Origin of the sequence: Cupriavidus sp. IDO, from assembly GCF_000812465.1 — a bacterium.
Taxonomy (GTDB): Bacteria; Pseudomonadota; Gammaproteobacteria; order Burkholderiales; family Burkholderiaceae; genus Cupriavidus.
This window is the reverse complement of record NZ_JWMA01000093.1, coordinates 1-2,013: the sequence shown is the minus strand read 5'-3', so window position 1 is coordinate 2,013 and position 2,013 is coordinate 1. Positions and strand designations below refer to the sequence as shown.

Sequence of the window (2,013 nt, the reverse complement as noted above, 5' to 3'; positions counted from 1 at the left end):
CACACCAGGCAAAACACACTGGTTATAGGATCAAGCCTTACGGGCAATTAGTACTGGTTAGCTTAACGCATTACTGCGCTTCCACACCCAGCCTATCAACGTCCTGGTCTCGAACGACCCTTCAAGGAGGTCAAGCCTCCAGGGAATCCTCATCTTCAGGCGAGTTTCCCGCTTAGATGCTTTCAGCGGTTATCTCTTCCGTACATAGCTACCCTGCGATGCCTCTGGCGAGACAACAGGTACACCAGCGGTACGTCCACTCCGGTCCTCTCGTACTAGGAGCAGCCCCCGTCAAGATTCCAACGCCCACGGCAGATAGGGACCAAACTGTCTCACGACGTTTTAAACCCAGCTCACGTACCTCTTTAAATGGCGAACAGCCATACCCTTGGGACCGGCTACAGCCCCAGGATGAGATGAGCCGACATCGAGGTGCCAAACACCGCCGTCGATATGAACTCTTGGGCGGTATCAGCCTGTTATCCCCAGAGTACCTTTTATCCGTTGAGCGATGGCCCTTCCATTCAGAACCACCGGATCACTATGTCCTGCTTTCGCACCTGCTCGACTTGTCGGTCTCGCAGTTAAGCACGCTTTTGCCATTGCACTTTAGGTACGATGTCCGACCGTACCAAGCGTACCTTCGAACTCCTCCGTTACACTTTGGGAGGAGACCGCCCCAGTCAAACTGCCTACCATGCACTGTCCCCGACCCGGATTCACGGGCCAAGGTTAGAACCTCAAACAAACCAGGGTGGTATTTCAAGGACGGCTCCACGTGAACTAGCGTCCACGCTTCAAAGCCTCCCACCTATCCTACACAGATCGGTTCAAAGTCCAATGCAAAGCTACAGTAAAGGTTCATGGGGTCTTTCCGTCTAGCCGCGGGGAGATTGCATCATCACAAACACTTCAACTTCGCTGAGTCTCGGGAGGAGACAGTGTGGCCATCGTTACGCCATTCGTGCAGGTCGGAACTTACCCGACAAGGAATTTCGCTACCTTAGGACCGTTATAGTTACGGCCGCCGTTTACCGGGACTTCAATCAAGAGCTTGCACCCCATCATTTAATCTTCCGGCACCGGGCAGGCGTCACACCCTATACGTCCACTTTCGTGTTTGCAGAGTGCTGTGTTTTTATTAAACAGTCGCAGCCACCATTTTATTGCAACCCCGTCACCCTTCTGGCGCAGGCCAGTCAAGCTACCAGGGCGTACCTTATCCCGAAGTTACGGTACCAATTTGCCGAGTTCCTTCTCCCGAGTTCTCTCAAGCGCCTTAGAATACTCATCTCGCCCACCTGTGTCGGTTTGCGGTACGGTCTCGTATGACTGAAGCTTAGAGGCTTTTCTTGGAACCACTTCCAATTGCTTCGCAGCACTAGGCCGCTCGCCCCGCATCCTTGAATTCCGCGCCCGGATTTGCCTAAGCGCCTTCTCCAATGCAGGGACCGGGACTTCCAACACCCGGACAACCTTCCGCGATCCGTCCCCCCATCGCATCATACGACGGTGCAGGAATATTAACCTGCTTCCCATCAGCTACGCATCTCTGCCTCGCCTTAGGGGCCGACTCACCCTACGCCGATGAACGTTGCGTAGGAAACCTTGGGCTTACGGCGAGGGGGCCTTTCACCCCCTTTATCGCTACTCATGTCAGCATTCGCACTTCTGATACCTCCAGCATCCTTTACAAGACACCTTCACAGGCTTACAGAACGCTCTCCTACCACGCACTTGCGTGCGTCCGCAGCTTCGGTATATAGCTTAGCCCCGTTACATCTTCCGCGCAGGACGACTCGATCAGTGAGCTATTACGCTTTCTTTAAAGGGTGGCTGCTTCTAAGCCAACCTCCTGACTGTTTTAGCCTTCCCACTTCGTTTCCCACTTAGCTATATTTGGGGACCTTAGCTGGCGGTCTGGGTTGTTTCCCTCTTGACACCGGACGTTAGCACCCGATGTCTGTCTCCCGTGATTGCACTCTTCGGTATTCGGAGTTTGCTATGGCGGGG

Annotated in this window: 1 rRNA gene; it reads right to left on the bottom strand. The window is 53.9% G+C overall.

The window, feature by feature from the left end:
* Positions 1-26: 26 nt before the first annotated feature.
* Positions 27-2,013, bottom strand: a 23S ribosomal RNA gene (locus RM96_RS24180); the annotation flags it as partial.